At 72.6% G+C, this 14,974-nt stretch carries 16 protein-coding genes and 1 tRNA gene; 10 read left to right on the top strand and 7 right to left on the bottom strand.

Going from position 1 to position 14,974, the window contains the following annotated elements:
- The first annotated feature begins 51 nt into the window (after positions 1-51).
- A tRNA-Met gene (locus AC0VYN_RS05600) sits at positions 52-125 on the top strand.
- A gap of 126 nt (positions 126-251) precedes the next feature.
- Here the strand turns inward: AC0VYN_RS05600 and AC0VYN_RS05605 are convergent.
- Positions 252-668: a Fur family transcriptional regulator gene (locus AC0VYN_RS05605; protein WP_385469474.1), complete on the bottom strand. Its 417-nt coding sequence runs from the start codon at positions 666-668 to the stop codon at positions 252-254.
- Between the two features lie 143 nt (positions 669-811).
- Here AC0VYN_RS05605 and AC0VYN_RS05610 point away from each other — a divergent pair, with 143 nt between their 5' ends.
- Positions 812-2,263 carry a catalase gene (locus AC0VYN_RS05610; protein ID WP_475535030.1) on the top strand — a complete coding sequence of 484 codons (1,452 nt, stop codon included), beginning with the start codon at positions 812-814 and terminating at the stop codon, positions 2,261-2,263.
- Between the two features lie 99 nt (positions 2,264-2,362).
- Here AC0VYN_RS05610 and AC0VYN_RS05615 read toward each other — a convergent pair whose 3' ends face one another.
- Together AC0VYN_RS05615 and hisN are read right to left on the bottom strand one after the other, a co-directional pair.
- Complete coding sequence (locus tag AC0VYN_RS05615; RefSeq protein WP_475535031.1) at positions 2,363-2,770, bottom strand: CBS domain-containing protein; 408 nt, start codon at positions 2,768-2,770, stop codon at positions 2,363-2,365.
- A 144-nt stretch (positions 2,771-2,914) separates the two neighbouring features.
- Positions 2,915-3,715, bottom strand: a complete 801-nt coding sequence (gene hisN, locus AC0VYN_RS05620; RefSeq protein WP_385469468.1) for a histidinol-phosphatase — start codon at positions 3,713-3,715, stop codon at positions 2,915-2,917.
- A gap of 248 nt (positions 3,716-3,963) precedes the next feature.
- Here hisN and AC0VYN_RS05625 point away from each other — a divergent pair, with 248 nt between their 5' ends.
- A complete protein-coding gene (locus AC0VYN_RS05625; RefSeq protein WP_475535032.1) occupies positions 3,964-4,572 on the top strand; it encodes a TetR/AcrR family transcriptional regulator in 609 nt (202 codons plus the stop codon).
- A gap of 12 nt (positions 4,573-4,584) precedes the next feature.
- Here AC0VYN_RS05625 and AC0VYN_RS05630 read toward each other — a convergent pair whose 3' ends face one another.
- From AC0VYN_RS05630 to AC0VYN_RS05645, 4 genes are all read right to left on the bottom strand, one after another.
- Positions 4,585-4,908 carry a DMT family transporter gene (locus AC0VYN_RS05630; RefSeq protein ID WP_087807323.1) on the bottom strand — a complete coding sequence of 108 codons (324 nt, stop codon included), beginning with the start codon at positions 4,906-4,908 and terminating at the stop codon, positions 4,585-4,587.
- Between the two features lie 126 nt (positions 4,909-5,034).
- On the bottom strand, positions 5,035-6,048 hold the full coding sequence (gene rsgA, locus AC0VYN_RS05635; protein ID WP_475535033.1) for a ribosome small subunit-dependent GTPase A: 1,014 nt from the start codon (positions 6,046-6,048) through the stop codon (positions 5,035-5,037).
- Positions 6,049-6,060: 12 nt separating this feature from the next.
- Positions 6,061-7,377, bottom strand: a complete 1,317-nt coding sequence (aroA, locus tag AC0VYN_RS05640; RefSeq protein ID WP_385469462.1) for a 3-phosphoshikimate 1-carboxyvinyltransferase — start codon at positions 7,375-7,377, stop codon at positions 6,061-6,063.
- Positions 7,378-7,518: 141 nt separating this feature from the next.
- The gene (locus AC0VYN_RS05645) at positions 7,519-8,229 is read right to left on the bottom strand and encodes a M50 family metallopeptidase (protein WP_475535034.1); all 711 of its coding nucleotides are present in this window, start codon (positions 8,227-8,229) and stop codon (positions 7,519-7,521) included.
- 104 nt (positions 8,230-8,333) lie between these two features.
- Here AC0VYN_RS05645 and AC0VYN_RS05650 point away from each other — a divergent pair, with 104 nt between their 5' ends.
- The 7 genes from AC0VYN_RS05650 to AC0VYN_RS05680 all read left to right on the top strand — a co-directional run bounded on the left by AC0VYN_RS05650 (position 8,334) and on the right by AC0VYN_RS05680 (position 14,906).
- The gene (locus AC0VYN_RS05650) at positions 8,334-9,149 is read left to right on the top strand and encodes an SOS response-associated peptidase (RefSeq protein WP_475535035.1); all 816 of its coding nucleotides are present in this window, start codon (positions 8,334-8,336) and stop codon (positions 9,147-9,149) included.
- 1 nt (position 9,150) lies between these two features.
- Positions 9,151-9,780, top strand: coding sequence for an alpha/beta hydrolase family protein (locus AC0VYN_RS05655; RefSeq protein WP_475535036.1), 630 nt, complete (start codon positions 9,151-9,153; stop codon positions 9,778-9,780).
- 257 nt (positions 9,781-10,037) lie between these two features.
- Positions 10,038-10,721 carry an RNA polymerase sigma factor SigR gene (gene sigR / locus AC0VYN_RS05660; protein WP_385469454.1) on the top strand — a complete coding sequence of 228 codons (684 nt, stop codon included), beginning with the start codon at positions 10,038-10,040 and terminating at the stop codon, positions 10,719-10,721.
- Positions 10,718-11,029, top strand: coding sequence for a mycothiol system anti-sigma-R factor (gene rsrA, locus AC0VYN_RS05665; RefSeq protein WP_385469452.1), 312 nt, complete (start codon positions 10,718-10,720; stop codon positions 11,027-11,029). The genes sigR and rsrA overlap by 4 nt, the downstream gene beginning before the upstream one ends.
- Positions 11,030-11,148: 119 nt before the next feature.
- Positions 11,149-12,474 (top strand): HD-GYP domain-containing protein, encoded by a 1,326-nt coding sequence (locus AC0VYN_RS05670; protein WP_385469450.1) that lies wholly within the window; start codon positions 11,149-11,151, stop codon positions 12,472-12,474.
- A gap of 125 nt (positions 12,475-12,599) precedes the next feature.
- Positions 12,600-13,811 carry an HD-GYP domain-containing protein gene (locus tag AC0VYN_RS05675; protein WP_385469478.1) on the top strand — a complete coding sequence of 404 codons (1,212 nt, stop codon included), beginning with the start codon at positions 12,600-12,602 and terminating at the stop codon, positions 13,809-13,811.
- A gap of 114 nt (positions 13,812-13,925) precedes the next feature.
- A complete protein-coding gene (locus AC0VYN_RS05680; RefSeq protein ID WP_385469448.1) occupies positions 13,926-14,906 on the top strand; it encodes a tetratricopeptide repeat protein in 981 nt (326 codons plus the stop codon).
- Positions 14,907-14,974 lie beyond the last annotated feature (68 nt).

A 14,974-nucleotide genomic window follows, 5' to 3' on the forward strand; every position in this document is an offset into this window, starting at 1 on the left:
GGGGGCGATTTGCTTCTGGTCGCGGGCTTGACGTAGTGTTCCATTCATCGCCGCGGGGTGGAGCAGCTCGGTAGCTCGCTGGGCTCATAACCCAGAGGTCGCAGGTTCAAATCCTGTCCCCGCTACTGAAGGCCGAGGGCCGGAATCCGAAAGGGTTCCGGCCCTCGGTGCGTTCGGCGACGCGTGCGGCGTACACGCGAGAGCCCCGGCACCCATGGGTGCCGGGGCTCTCGTACGAGCGCGGGACCGGACTACGCCGCGGCGCAGTTCGGGCAGGTGCCGCGGTACGTCACCTCGACGTCGGAGACCGTGAAGCCGAAGCGCTCCGTGTCGGGGAGGTCGGCCAGCGGATTGCCGGTCGGGTGGACGTCGCGGATCGCGCCGCACTGCGCGCAGACCAGGTGGTGGTGCGGCCGGTGCGCGTTCGGGTCGTACCGCTTCGCGCGCTTGTCCGTCGCGACCTCCAGCACCTCGCCGAGCGAGACCAGCTCGCCCAGGGTGTTGTAGACGGTCGCCCGGGAGATCTCCGGCAGCTTGGTGACGGCCCTGGCGTGCACCTCGTCGGCGGTCATGTGGACGTGCTCGCCGTCAAGGACCTCGGCCACGACGCGTCGCTGCGCGGTCATGCGCCATCCGCGACCACGCAGCCGTTCCAGAAGGTCACTCATACAGACCAGCCTAACAGCAAGGGGGACCAGGTCCCGAACGGGTGTGACTTTGGAGTCTTACTTGACTTAGACATTGTCCATTGTAGGATCGGGATCGGCATTAGCCAAGGGACAGGTTTGCAGGATTGGCGCAGGAGGCGTACGTGACTCAGGGACCGCTTACTACGGAAGCCGGTACTCCGGTGGCCGACAACCAGAACAGCGAGACCGCGGGCGTCGGCGGCCCCGTGCTCGTCCAGGACCAGCTCCTCCTCGAGAAGCTGGCCCACTTCAACCGTGAGCGCATCCCGGAGCGCGTCGTGCACGCCCGTGGTGCCGGCGCCTACGGCACCTTCACGGTCACCGCCGACGTCACCAAGTACACGCGCGCCGCCTTTCTCTCCGCGGTCGGCAAGGAGACGGAGACCTTCCTCCGCTTCTCGACCGTGGCCGGCAACCTGGGCGCGGCGGACGCCGTCCGCGACCCGCGTGGTTTCGCGCTGAAGTTCTACACCGAAGAGGGCAACTACGACCTCGTCGGCAACAACACCCCGGTGTTCTTCATCAAGGACGCCATCAAGTTCCCGGACTTCATCCACACCCAGAAGCGCGACCCGTACACCGGCTCGCAGGAGGCGGACAACGTCTGGGACTTCTGGAGTCTGTCTCCCGAGTCCACGCACCAGGTGACCTGGCTGCACGGCGACCGCGGCATCCCGGCCTCCTACCGGCACATGGACGGCTTCGGCTCGCACACGTACCAGTGGAGCAACGAGGCCGGCGAGGCCTTCTGGGTGAAGTACCACTTCAAGACCGACCAGGGCATCAAGAACCTGACGGCCGAGGAGGCCGAGGTCCTCGCGGGCAAGGACCCCGACTCGCACCAGCGCGACCTGCGCGAGGCCATCGAGCGCGGCGACTTCCCGTCCTGGACGGTCGGTGTGCAGATCATGCCGGTGGCGGAGGCGGCGACCTACCGCTTCAACCCGTTCGACCTCACCAAGGTGTGGCCGCACGCGGACTATCCGATCGTCTGGTTCGGCAAGCTGGAGCTCAACCGCAACCCGGAAAACATCTTCGCCGAGGTCGAGCAGTCGATCTTCTCCCCGGCGCACTTCGTGCCCGGCATCGGCCCGTCCCCGGACAAGATGCTCCAGGGCCGCCTCTTCGCCTATGGCGACGCCCACCGCTACCGCGTCGGCATCAACGCCGACCACCTGCCGGTGAACCGTCCGCACGCCACCGAGGCGCGCACCCACTCCCGTGACGGCTACCTGTACGACGGCCGCCACAAGGGCGCGAAGAACTACGAGCCCAACAGCTTCGGCGGCCCGTTCCAGACGGACCGCGCGCTGTGGCAGCCCGTCGCGGTCACCGGTGTCACCGGTGAGACGCAGGCCCCGGTGCACGCCGAGGACAACGACTTCGTGCAGGCGGGCAACCTCTACCGCCTGATGACGGAGGAGGAGAAGGAGCGCCTGATCAACAACCTGGCCGGCGGCATCTCCCAGGTCTCGCGCGAGGACATCGCCGAGCGCGCGATCAACAACTTCCGTCAGGCCGACGGTGACTTCGGCAAGCGGCTGGAGGCCGCGGTCCAGGCCCTGCGCGGCTGACGTCCAGCATTGGACCGCTTGTCGTAGCGGTGGGCCGGATCCCCGGGGACGGGGGTCCGGCCCTTCGTCGTGCCGCCACTACGCCGGCCGGCAGCGGCGTCAGGCGATCGCCGCCGGTGTCTCGCGCTGCCGTCGCTCCGGCGCCCAGCGGCGGATGATGTCGCGGACCGAGACGATGCCCACGGGCTCGTCGCGTTCCAGCACGATGAGGTGGCGGAAGCCGCCGTGCGCCATCGCCCCGGCCGCCTCCTCCACGGTCCAGGACGGCGCGGCGAACACGACGTCGGTGGTGGTGTGGGCGTGCACGCGTTCGGCGTCCGGGTCCTGGCCCCGGCCGACGGAGTTGAGGACGTCGCGTTCGGTGAGGATGCCGATGCCGCCGGCGTCGGGGTCGTACACCACGGCCGCGCCGACGCGGCGGGCGGACATCAGCGCGGCGGCCTGGCGCAGGGTGTGGTCGGGACCGATGGTGAGGACGACCGAGCTCATGGCTTCGCGGACGAGCATGGGTGGAGCCACCTCCTGCCGGTGATCCATGAGTTAGTTCATGGATTCACAAGTTCACAAGTGGGGGACTCTCAGAGTGGCAGGCGAACGGGGGGTCAACAAGGGGGCGCGGAGGGCGAGTCGGCGGGCGTACGGGGGGCGTGCTCAGTACCGCTGGTTGAGATAGCCGAGCAGTTCGTCGTGGAGCCGGCCGTTGGACGCCGCCGCGTTGCCGCTGTGCGGGCCGGGGCGGCCGTCCAGCCCCGTGAAGGTGCCGCCCGCCTCCGTGACGATGATGGCGTTGGCGGCCATGTCCCAGAGGGAGAGCTCGGGTTCGGCGCACAGGTCGACCGATCCCTCGGCCACCATCATGTACGGCCAGAAGTCGCCGTACGCGCGCGTGCGCCACACCTCGCGGGTCAGGTCCAGGAAGCCGTCCAGCCTGCCCTGCTCCTCCCAGCCGCTGAGCGAGGAGTACGCGAAGGACGCGTCGGACAGTGCGGAGACCTGGGACACCTGGAGCCGGGACGCCGAGGTCAGACTGCGGCCGGTGAACGCGCCGTGGTCCTTCACGGCCCACCAGCGGCGGCCGAGGGCCGGCGCGGAGACGAGGCCGACGACGGGATGGTAGCCGCCCTCACCCGCCTCCATGAGGGCGATGAGAGTGGCCCAGACGGGGACGCCGCGGACGTAGTTCTTGGTGCCGTCGATCGGGTCGACGACCCAGCGGCGGGGGCCGGTGCCCTCCGTGCCGTACTCCTCGCCGAGGACGGAGTCCCGGGGGCGGGCGCGGGCGAGGTGACCGCGGATCAGTTCCTCGGCGGCCTTGTCCGCCTCGCTCACCGGAGTCATGTCCGGCTTCGTCTCGACCTTCAGGTCGAGGGCCTTGAAGCGGTCCATCGTCGTGGCGTCGGCGGCGTCCGCGAGGACGTGGGCGAGGCGCAGGTCGTCGAGGTAGTCCGGCATGCGGCCACGGTATCCGGCGGGGGCGGTGCGGGGCCACCAGGGGCCGGCGGGCACGGACGCGTCCGGGGCGTGAGGGCGGGGCAGGGCGCCGGTTCGGCCGGCGTGGAGCGCGGGCGTGTCAGCACGCTCCGGGGACGGGTCGCGCACCCGGCACCGCCCTCACGGCGCGGGCGGGACGCGAGGACCCTTGACAGGCACGGCGGGCCCGTCAAATCTGGGCGACGAGTCGCTTTCGGCCCAGGGAGGCGATGATGCCCGCAGCCCGGGAGTCCCTGCTCGACGCCGCCAGCACGGCGTTGGCGCGCCGGCCGTGGGCCGCCGTGCGGATGGTGGACGTGGCGTCGGCGGCCGGGGTGTCGCGGCAGACGCTGTACAACGAGTTCGGCAGCAAGGAGGGCCTCGGCCGGGCGCTCGTCCGGCGGGAGGCGGACGGGTACCTCGCCGGTGTGGAGCGTGCGCTCTCCGCGCTCGGCGACCCGCGCGAGCGGCTCACCGCGACGGCCGAGTGGACGACCGCGGCCGCCGGGGAGAACGCGCTGGTGCGCGCCATGCTCACCGGCTGCTGGGGTGCGTGGCTGCCCGCTCCGGCACCGGGGGCCGTACCGTCGTCCTCCGTCGTGCCGGCCCAGCGCCGGGCCGACGGCCCGCTGCCCACGCCCGGCGACTTCGTGGCCCTCGTGTGCGACCGCGCCGTCGCCGCCCTGTCCGGGCCCGGCGTCGCCCGGGCGGAGGCCGCCGACCTCGCCCGAACCTGCGAACTCACCGTCCGGCTCGCCCTGTCCTGCGTCGCGGCCCCGCCGGAGGGCGGCGTGTCGGAACTCGTCCGCGCCGTTCTGCCACGGAAGTTGACGGCGTGACGGCCGGACGCCTCAGTGCGCCGAGCCCGACAGCTGGAGCCCGATCACGCCGATGATGACGAAGCTGATCGAGACGATCTTCAGCGTGGAGACTAGGTCGCCCAGGAACACCATGCCGTAGATGGCGGTGCCAGCCGCCCCGATGCCGGTCCACACGGCGTACGCCGGGCCGACGTCGAGCTTCTTCAGCGACATGGTCAGCAGGCCGAAACTGCCCAGCGCGAAGGCACAGAAGGCGACCGTCGGCCAGAGCCGGGTGAAGCCGTGCGACAGCTTCAGACACACGGCGAAGCCGGTCTCGAGCACCCCGGCCACAATGACCAGCAGCCACGCCATGTGTCGTCCTTCCGTGGTCCCGTACCGTGACCGCTTCGTCGATTCACCGGCTTTTGCCGAGGCTTGTCTCCAGCTTGGTGCGATTATGCACTTGCCGGTCGCCGGGCACCGCAAACAACGCGAAGGTCAGTCGCCCTCGGTCCGCTCCCGCGTCGCCAGCAGCCGGCGCAGCGAGTACAGCCGGGCCTGATCGGCGTGGCCCTCGGCGACCCACGCGTCCAGCGCGCAGTCGGGCTCGTCGTGGCTGCACGCGCGCGGGCAGCCCTCCGTGCCCGGCTCCAGGTCCGGGAAGGCGTGGATCACGCGGGACGGGTCGATGTGGGCGAGCCCGAACGACCGTACGCCGGGGGTGTCGACGACCCAGCCGCCCAGGTCCGAGGACAGCGGCAGGGCGAGCGCGGAGGTCGTCGTGTGCCGGCCGCGTCCCGTCACCGCGTTGACGTGCCCCGTCGTACGGCGCCGGTCCTTCGGGACCAGCGCGTTGACCAGCGTCGTCTTGCCGACGCCCGAGTGGCCGACGAACGCCGTCACCTTGCCGTCCAGGTGCTCGCGCACACGGTCGGCGGCGTCGCCGTTCTCCAGCTCCTCGCGGCTGGTGACGACGAAGGGGATGTCCAACGCGCCGTACAGGCCGAGCAGTTCGTCGGGCGGGGCGAGGTCCGACTTGGTCATCACCAGCAGCGGGGTGAGGCCGCCGTCGAACGCCGCGACCAGGCAGCGGTCGATGAGCCGCGGGCGCGGCTCGGGGTCGGCGAGGGCGGTGACGATGGCGAGCTGGTCGGCGTTGGCGACGACCACCCGCTCGTAGGGGTCGTCGTCGTCCGCGGTGCGGCGCAGCACCGAGGTGCGCCCCTCGATGCGGACGATCCGGGCCAGCGTGTCCTTCGTGCCCGACAGGTCGCCGACCAGCGCGACCCGGTCGCCGACGACCGCCGCCTTGCGGCCCAGTTCGCGCGCCTTCATGGCCATGACGACCCGGTCCTCGACGAGGCAGGTCAGCCGGCCCCGGTCCACGGTGAGGACCAGGCCCCCGGCGGCGTCCTCGTGCTTGGGCCGGATGTGGGTCCGCGGCCGGTTGCCCTTGCGGTTGGGGCGGGAGCGGATGTCGTCCTCGTCGGTGTGCTTGCCGTAGCGGCGCATGGCGAACGGTCCCTACGCCCCGAGCATCCCGGTCCACAGGTCGGGGAAGTCGGGCAGCGTCTTGGCGGTCGTCGCCACGTTCTCGATCTCCACGCCCTCGACCGCGAGGCCGATGATCGCGCCGGCGGTGGCCATGCGGTGGTCCTCGTAGGTGTGGAAGACCCCGCCGTGCAGGCGGCGCGGCCGGATGTGCAGCCCGTCCGCGGTCTCGGTGACGTCGCCGCCCAGTTCGTTGATCTCCTTGGTGAGCGCGGCCAGCCGGTCCGTCTCGTGCAGGCGCAGGTGCGCCACCCCGCGCAGGGTCGAGGGGGAGTCGGCGAGGGCCGCGACGGCCGCGATGCCGGGGGTGAGCTCCCCGACCTCCCCGAGGTCCACGTCGATGCCGTGCACGGCGCCCGACCCGGTGAACACGAGACCGTACTCGGTCAGTTCGCAGTCTCCGCCCATCTCGGTGAAGATCTCGCGCAGCCGGTCGCCGGGCTGGGTGGTGCGGGCCGGCCAGTCCGGAACGACCACCCTGCCGCCGGTCACCAGCGCCGCCGCCAGGAACGGCTGGGCGTTGGACAGGTCCGGCTCGACCGTCAGGTCGCGGCCGAGCAGCGCGCCCGGCGTGACCCGCCACACGTTCGGCTCGCCGCCGGACTCCGGGGTGTCCACCTGGGCACCGACCGAGCGGAGCATGTCGACGGTCATGCGGATGTGCGGCATGGACGGCAGCGCGGAGCCGGTGTGGCGGACCTCGACGCCCTGGTTGAAGCGCGGGCCGGACAGTAGCAGGGCACTGACGAACTGCGAGGACGACGACGCGTCGATCTCGACCGGGCCGCCCTCCAGGGCGCCGCCGCCGTGCACGGTCATCGGCAGCGCGCCGCGCCCGTCGTCGTCGACGCGGGCGCCGAGCGCGCGCAGCGCGTCGATCACCCCGTGCAGCGGACGCTCGTAGGAACGGGGGTCGCCGTCAAACCGGACGGGGCCGTCGGCGAGCGTGGCGACCGGCGGGAGGAAACGCATGACCGTGCCGGCGTTCCCGACGTCGACCGTGGCGGGGCCGTGCAGCCCGGCCGGGATGACGCGCCAGAACTCACCGGTTCCGTCGGGACCGACGCCCTCCTCGATCTCGACGCCCATGGCCCGCAGCGCCCCGGCCATCAGCAGGGTGTCGCGGGAGCGCAGCGGGCGGCGCAGCCACCCGGGCTCGGAGGCGAGCGCGGCCAGCACCAGGGCGCGGTTGGTGACCGACTTGGACCCCGGCACATGGACGGTCGCGTCGACGGCCCCGCTCGCGTGCGGGGCGGGCCAGAGGGCGGTGTGCGCGGAATTCACGGTCATGGGCCCCACTTTAATGGCTGAAGCCGATCGGAGATCTTGATCAAAGGCGGCGAAATCCGACCGAAACCGTGACAGGGGAATTGCCGCGCATATATGCGGCGGATCCCGCACGGACGGCGCCGCCGACCTCGGTGCCCCCGCTCACAGCCCCAGCAGCCAGCGGCCCCCGCCGATCAGCGAGCACAGAGAGACCGCGTGGAACAGGAAGAACCACACGGCGGCCGGCGCGTGGGACAGCCGGGCCAGCTGGTCCGCGTCCGAGTCGCCGGCCCCGCCCCGCGCCCGCTTGGCCTGCAGCTCGAACGCCGGCCGCACCCCGCCCAGCAGCAGGAACCACACCGCCGCGTAGGCGAACGCCGCCTGCACCTCCGCGTCGGCCAGCCAGGACGCCAGGAGGAACGCGGCGCCGGTCAGCACGACCGTCAGCACGCCGTACGCGTTGCGGATCATCACGAGCAACGCGACCAGCAGCGCCGTCGCCACCCACAGCAGCAGCGTGATGCGCCCGGAGGCCAGCAGCGCGGCCCCGCCGAGGCCCAGCAGCGGCGGGGCCGTGTAGCCGGCGACCGCGGTGAGGACCATGCCGAGTCCGTGCGGCCTGCCCCGGCTCACGGTCAGGCCGCTGGTGTCCGAGTGGAGGGTGATCCCGACCAGCGTGCGGCCGGTGAGCAGCGCCACGAGACCGTGACCGCCCTCGTGGGCGATGGTGATCGCGTTCCGCGCTATTCGCCACAGGCCGTGCGGCACGACGACGGCGAGCGCGGCGACCAGCGTCCCGATCACCACCCACAGGCCGGGATCGGGCTGGGTGCCGGAGACCTCGTCCCAGAGGGAGGCGAGCGAGTAATCCATGTTCGGTGCGGGCTCCTCGTGTGCGCGGTCGGGCGGGTGCGGCGCGAAGCGCCTCGGTGCCGGGTGGTGGCCCGGAGACGGGCGGGCCTGGCAGTGTGGCACGTATGTGCGGACGGTATGCGGCGAGTCGTCGACCCGAGGATCTCGCAGGAATCTTCGAGATCGACAAGTGGGAGCCCGAGGAGACCCTGGAGCCCGACTACAACGTGGCCCCCACCAAGGAGGTCTACGCCGTCCTGGACCGTCCCCTGAAGGACGCCCATGACCCGAGGCCGGTTCGCCAGCTGCGGAAACTGAAGTGGGGGCTCGTCCCCTCCTGGTCCAAGACGCCCGAGGGCGGCGCCCGGATGATCAACGCCCGCGCGGAGACCGTCCACGAGAAGCCGTCCTACCGCCGTGCCTTCGCCACCCGGCGCTGCATCCTGCCCGCCGACGGCTACTACGAGTGGGTCACCGGCAAGCAGGAGCGGGACCTGGAGGTCGAGGGGCGCAGGAAGCGGCCCCGCAAGCAGCCGTACTTCGTGACCCCCGCCGATGGCTCCGTCTTCGCCATGGCGGGACTGTACGAGTTCTGGCGGGACCGGATGCTGCCGGACGACCACCCGGGGGCCTGGTGGGTGACCTGCTCGGTGATCACGACCGAGGCGGAGACCACGCCGCTGGCCGTCGCCCCGGCCGAGGGCCCGGACGTCCTGGCCGACATCCACCCCCGGATGCCGCTGATGCTGACACCGGACCGGTGGGACGCCTGGCTGGACCCGGCGCGCACCGACCCCGACGAGCTGACCTCCCTGCTCACGCCGCCGCCCGCCGGGCTGATGCGGGCGTACCCCGTCGCCACGGCCGTCAGCAACGTCCGCAACAACGGTCCGGAGCTGCTGAAGGAGCTGGCGGCGCCGGAGGAGGGCACACTCTTCTGACGTGAAGACCGAGATCATCGACACGGAGGCCGGCGCCGCCCGCATCACCTGGCACCAGGCCGCACGACCCCGCCTGGTCCTCGCCGTCGGCCACGGCGCCGGCGGCGGCATCGAGGCGCGCGACCTCACGGCACTGGCGGCGGAACTGCCCGCGCGGGGCGTGACCGTCGCCCTGGTCGAGCAGCCCTGGCGGGTGGCCGGCAAGAAGCTGGCGCCCGCGCCGAAGACCCTGGACACCGGCTGGCGGGGCGTCTGGCCCGCGCTGAACGGACCCGGCCTGCCGGTGGTCTCCGGCGGCCGCAGCGCCGGCGCCCGCGTCGCCTGCCGCACCGCGACCGAGTTGGGCGCCCGGGCCGTCCTCGCCCTGAGCTTCCCGCTGCACCCGCCGGGCAAGCCGGAGAAGTCCCGCGCCGCGGAACTGCTCGGGGCCGGGGTGCCCACCCTCGTCGTCCAGGGCGGCAACGATCCGTTCGGCAGGCCCGGGGAGTTCCCCGACGGGAGCTACGACCTGACCCCGGTGCCGTACGGCGACCACGGCTTCGCCGTGCCCAAGCGGGCCGGGATCACGCAGGACGAAGCCCTGGAGCTGATCACCGACGGCGTCGCGGAGTGGACCCGCTCACTCGGCTGAGGGCCCGGGAATGACCGGCGGGCGACCGCTGTTGTGCCGGTCGTACGTTGCTGAGTATCAGCACCGACGCCGTAGGAGAGGAAGTCTGCCGCATGGGTTCGACCTTCTGCCCGAGTCGTAGCAGCCGATCCGACCTGGACTGGACGGTGCTGCACGCGGCGAAGACCGCCCCTGTTCGGGCGGCGAGCGGGCCGGATCGTCGTCTATCCTCCGATTCGAGCGGGACCGGTTTCGGCTCCGCGACATCACTGGAGGAGGTGGGTCCGGTCACTGGGACCGACGCAGGGACCGAACACGGCCAGGCGGAGCAGCCCGAGGGCCGGGGCACGGGCGCGGAGTCGACCGCGGAGCGCAGTGCGCGCTTCGAGCGGGACGCGCTCGAGTTCCTCGACCAGATGTACTCGGCAGCGCTGCGCATGACCCGCAACCCGGCCGATGCCGAGGATCTGGTGCAGGAGACCTACGCCAAGGCGTACGCGTCCTTCCATCAGTTCCGTGAGGGCACCAACCTCAAGGCGTGGCTGTACCGCATCCTCACCAACACCTTCATCAACAGCTACCGCAAGAAGCAGCGGGAGCCCCAGCGCAGCGCCGCCGAGGAGATCGAGGACTGGCAGCTCGCGCGCGCCGAGTCGCACATGTCGACCGGTCTGCGCTCCGCCGAGTCGCAGGCGCTCGACCACCTGCCCGACTCGGACGTGAAGAAGGCGCTCCAGGCGATCCCCGAGGAATTCCGCATCGCCGTCTATCTGGCCGATGTAGAGGGCTTTGCCTACAAGGAGATCGCGGACATCATGGGGACACCCATCGGTACGGTGATGTCCCGGCTGCACCGGGGCCGCCGTCAGCTGCGCGGCATGCTGGAGGACTACGCCCGCGACCGTGGTCTGGTCCCGGCCGGCGCCGGAGAGTCGAACGAAGCGAAAGGCTCGGGGTCATGAGCTGCGGAGAGCCGCACGAGACGGATTGCAGCGAAATCCTCGACCATCTCTACGAGTTCCTCGACCGGGAGATGCCGGACTCGGACTGCGTGAAGTTCGAGCACCACTTCGAGGAGTGCTCGCCCTGCCTGGAGAAGTACGGGCTGGAGCAGGCCGTGAAGAAGCTGGTCAAGCGGTGCTGCGGACACGACGACGTACCGGGTGACCTGCGCTCCAAGGTCATGGGCCGGATCGACCTGATCCGCTCGGGCCAGTCGGTGCCCGAGCACGACGTGACGTCGGCGCCGTCCACGCCCCAGGAGTCCTGAGCCCGGCAAGCTCCGCGTGACCGTCACTCGTACGTGCTAACCCGCGGGGCATCCGCCCGCCTCCCCCTGCCGCCGTCCTAGGCTCGCGAGCCTGACAGGCATGGCCGGGGGAGGTGCTCATGGACGCGGTACCGGCGCGGGCGCGCGCGTATGTCGCCGGTGTCGTCCTCGCCGCCCTGCTCTGTCTGCGCCCGCTGCCCCAGGCGCCCACGCCCTGGTGGGCCGTACTGCTGCTCGCCGGACTGTACGCGGGCTGCGAGCAGGTCGCCCGGTCCCGTTTCGTCGGTACCTGCTACCCCGTGCTGCTCGCCGGGGCCTTCCTGCTCCCGCCGGCCGCCGCCGCGCTCGTGGCACTGCCGGGGACCCTGCTGTCCCCGGTGGCGCAGCGGCCGGCCGCCCTGCGACGGACCTGGCGGGCCGCGCAGCTGACCCTCGCCCCGTGGGCCGCGGCCCACGTGCACGCGGAGTGCGGCGGGCGGGACGCGGTCGCGGCCCCCGACTTCCCCTACGCGCTCGCGCCGGCCGGGGCCGCGGTGCTGGCCTTCTGCCTGGTGCTGACCCTGCTGGACGGCGGCATCCTGGCGCTGGCCGACCGGGTGCCGGTGCGGCGGGCGTGGCGGGGGCTGTTCCTCCGGTCGCTCGCCCCGATCGCCGTGCACGGGCTCGCCGGTCTGATGATGGCCGTCCTGTGGCGCAGCCCCTACGGCCCGGTCGCCGCGCTGCTCGTGCTCCTGCCGATGTGCGTGGCCTGGTGGGCGTTCGCCCAGTACCACCGGGAGCGAGCCGCGCACCAGGCGACCATCCGCGCCCTCGTGCAGGCCGTCGACATCAAGGACGGCTACACGCGCGGGCACAGCGAGCGGGTCGGCCACGCCTCGATGCTGATCGCCCGGGAGTTGGGTCTGGACGACGAGCGCGTGGAGACGCTGCGCTTCGCCGGGATCCTGCACGACGTGGGCAAGCTCGGCGTGCCCACCCGGCTGCTGCGCAAGGACGGGCCGCTGACGCCCGAGGAACGGCGCGTGATCGAGCTGCACCCCGAGTACGGACACGAGATGGTGCGCGGCATCCGCTTCCTCGGCGAGGCCCGCGCCGCCGTACTGCACCATCACGAACGGCTGGACGGCAGCGGATACCCCTACGGACTGGCCGGCGGCCAGATTCCCGAGTCGGCCCGGGTGGTCGCCGTCGCCGACGCCTTCGACGCGATGACGTCCACCCGGTCGTACAGCAGGGCGCGGCCCGTCGCGAAGGCCGTGGAGGAGCTCCGGCGGTGCGCCGGGACCCACTTCGACCCCCGGATGGTCGGGGCCCTGGTGCGGGCGCTGGATCACCACGGCTGGCACCCGGCCGTGACCTCCGACGGCGCGCACGCCCACCCGTCCCGTCCGGCCGACGGCCACGGCGAGGACGCGCGCGGCAGCGTGACGAGGGGGGCTTCGTGACGCCGCCGGGGGCGGCGGGGGCGGCGGGCGGCCTCCGCCCCGCCCGCACCGGACGCGGCCTGTCCGGACCGTGGCCGCGACGGGAGCGGGCCGTGACGGCGCCACGGACCCCGGCGGTGCTCCTGATGCACACCGGCGCCGCCCTCGTCGCGCTCGTGTGCCTCGCCTCCGTGCTGTGGACCGGTGTCGTCGAGCGTCCCGTCGCGCTCGCCTTCGGGGTCCTCGTCGCGCTCGGCGAGCTGACCCGGCGCACCGGGGGCGAGGGCCGGGAGACCGCGCCGCTCGGGACCGCCGGGGCGCTGGCGTACGCCCTGCTCGGGGAGAACGCCGGACGGCCCGTGCACCACGGGGCCGCCCAGACCGTCACCGTGGTGCTCGTCGCCTCCCTGCTCGGCAGCGTCCCGCACATCGCGCGCGGACACGGACCCGTGCTCGACCACCTGGCGCGGCGCCTGCTCACCGTCGCCTTCGCCGCCGTGTGCTTCCAGCCGCCGGCCGCCCGGGGCACCTTCCACGACTGGGGCGGCCCCGCCCACGCGCTGCTGCTGATCGCGCTGCTCGCCCTGACCGCACTGTGCGACGCCGTGCTCGCCGCGGCGCCGGCCCACGCGCGTACGGGGTGGCCCTTCGGCCCGCTGCTGCGCGAGGAACTGCGCGCCATGGTCGGCGTCACCTCCGCGGTGTGCGCGACGGGGGCGGTGATGGCACTCGCGGTGGCCGTCGCGGGACTGTGGGCACTGCCCGTCTTCTGCGTGCCGCTGCTGCTCACGCAGCTGTCCTACCGGCGGTACGCCGCCGTCCGGGCCACCTACCGGCAGACCATCGCCTCCCTGGCCCGGGCCACCGAGATCGCCGGGTACACCCCCGCCGGGCACGCCCGCCGCGTCGCCGAGCTCAGCGCGGCCGTCGGACGCGACCTGGGGCTGTCCGGGCCCGAGCTGACGGTGCTGGAGTACGCGGCCCTCATGCACGACATCGGACAGCTGAGCCTCGTAGACCCGGTCCCGGCGGGAGCCACGGCCGGCCTGCCCGTGGCCGAACAGCGGCGGATCGCGCTGCTCGGCGGGGCCGTCGTCCGCCAGACCGGGGTCGACGCCGCGGTCGCAGTGGTGGTGGAGCGGCAGGCCGACCCCTGCCACGACCAGCCGGTCGCGGCGCGGATCGTGCGCGCGGTGAACGCCTACGAGGAGAAGGCGCGGGACGCCGGCCCCGGCGGCGACCTCTCCGCGCTGGAGGAGCTGCGCCTCGCCACCGCGGGCGACTACGCTCCCGACGTCGTGGAGGCACTGGCCCGAGTGCTCTCCCGAGGCAGCCTTACCTCGCCCTCGGCTGGGTAACCCATGGGTAATGAGCGCCCCGCAGGCCGTACATGGTTTGATGCGCAGGAGAGGGTGTCCGGGGGCGCGAAAAGGCACAGCCAGCCCACAGAACGGAACTGGCAGGCGGGAATCGTGAGGATCTTCGGCAAGGGACGGCACCGGCCCTCCGCCTCCTGGCGGCAGGCCACCGACCGTGCGTTCACGCTGATCGGCGACGGTCGCTACGAGGACGCGGGCGCGCTGCTGACGCGGGCCGCCGACCTGGAACCCTGGCTGTCGGAGTCGTGGTTCAACCTCGCCCTGCTGCACAAGTTCCGGCACGACTGGGAGCAGGCCAGAGCTGCGGGCCTGCGGGCCGTGGCGCTGCTCGACCGGGACAGCGGGGCGCCCGACTGGTGGAACGTGGGCATCGCCGCGACCGCTCTGCAGGACTGGCCCCTGGCCCGCCGCGCGTGGCAGGCCTACGGGCTGAAGACGCCCGGCGACGCGACGGACGCCGGCGAACCCCTCGGCATGGACCTCGGCAGCGCGGCCGTACGGCTGTCTCCCGAGGGTGAGGCCGAGGTGGTGTGGGGGCGGCGGCTCGACCCCGCCCGCATCGAGGTGCTGTCCATTCCGCTGCCGTCCTCCGGGCGGCGCTGGGGCGAGGTCGTGCTGCACGACGGCGTCCCGCACGGGGAGCGGACCACGGCCGCCGGACACGCCTACCCGGTCTTCGACGAGATCGAGCTGTGGGCGCCGTCGCCCGTGCCCACCTGGGTGGTCCTCCTGGAGGCCGCCACCGAGGCGGACCGGGACGCGCTGGAGCAGCTCGCCGCCGACGCCGGGTTCGCCGCCGAGGACTGGTCGTCCTCCGTGCGGCTGCTGTGCCGGACGTGCTCGGAGTCCCGGATGCCGTCCGACGAGGGCGACGGCGAGCATCTCGACCCGCACGACCAGAGCGAGCCGGGGCACCCGGGGCCGCTCGGGCACCGGACCGACGGGCAGCTGTGGGTGCCGGAGCGGGAGTGCGGTGTGGCCGCGCCGGCCTCCCTGGTGCGGGGGCTGCTGGACGGGTGGGTGGCGGACAGCCCGGATTCCCGGGACTGGCGGGATCTCGAAGAGGTCTGCTGAGGCCGTCGTCCCTTTCCCCGTACCCTGTATCAGGCATCACCCGGGTTTCATGAGGAAGGCGTACGTCG

This window comes from Streptomyces sp. 63XJN7_1_ISO-PGPR-S23-121 (genome assembly GCF_056173025.1).